This is a genomic window from Parasulfitobacter algicola, assembly GCF_013315265.1.
GTDB classification, from domain to species: domain Bacteria; phylum Pseudomonadota; class Alphaproteobacteria; order Rhodobacterales; family Rhodobacteraceae; genus Parasulfitobacter; species Parasulfitobacter algicola.
This window is the reverse complement of the sequence record NZ_JABUFE010000059.1, coordinates 1-560: the sequence shown is the minus strand read 5'-3', so window position 1 is coordinate 560 and position 560 is coordinate 1. Positions and strand designations below refer to the sequence as shown.

At 51.4% G+C, this 560-nt stretch carries 1 protein-coding gene; it reads left to right on the top strand.

Annotated elements, in window-relative coordinates; translation table 11 throughout:
• Window positions 1–171: 171 nt before the first annotated feature.
• On the top strand, window positions 172–560 hold a 389-nt coding region (locus HRQ87_RS20020), incomplete at its 3' end, for a DUF4172 domain-containing protein (RefSeq protein ID WP_174140216.1).

The window sequence follows — 560 nt, the reverse complement described above, 5'->3', positions numbered from 1 at the left end:
GCGGCGCAGGTCTGAGGCTCTTTGCTTTCAATCAGTCGGAGGCTTCAATAGACTTAAAGTACAAACGCACAGCAGAGTTTACGTGAATTTACACGCGTTTGAGTTATGGAATTGACTTCTATAACTCAAAAGTAGTCTACTCATGAGCTATAGAAAGGAACTCTATAACTCATGACATGGAACTGGCAGATATCCGGTTGGCCGGATTTCCGGTATGACGAAGCAGAGCTTGCACCACTCGAGCAGCGATTTTTGTTGTCTTCAGGCGAAGTCCTGGGTGCCGTTCACCATGTCAGCCCGTCAGAGCGTGATCAGCTCCGCATCGACTTGCTGAGCGATGAGGCCGTGAAAACCAGTGCCATTGAAGGCGAGATGCTGGACCGGCGCAGCGTGCAATCCTCGCTTCGCCGACACCTCGGATTGGAACCGGACAGCTATCCGAACAAACCCCGAGAGCAGGGCGTGGCCGAGATGATGGTCAATGTGTACTTGACCTATGCCGAGCCTCTCACGCATCAAACCCTATTTCGGTGGCATGAAATGCTCTTGTCTTTCGACAA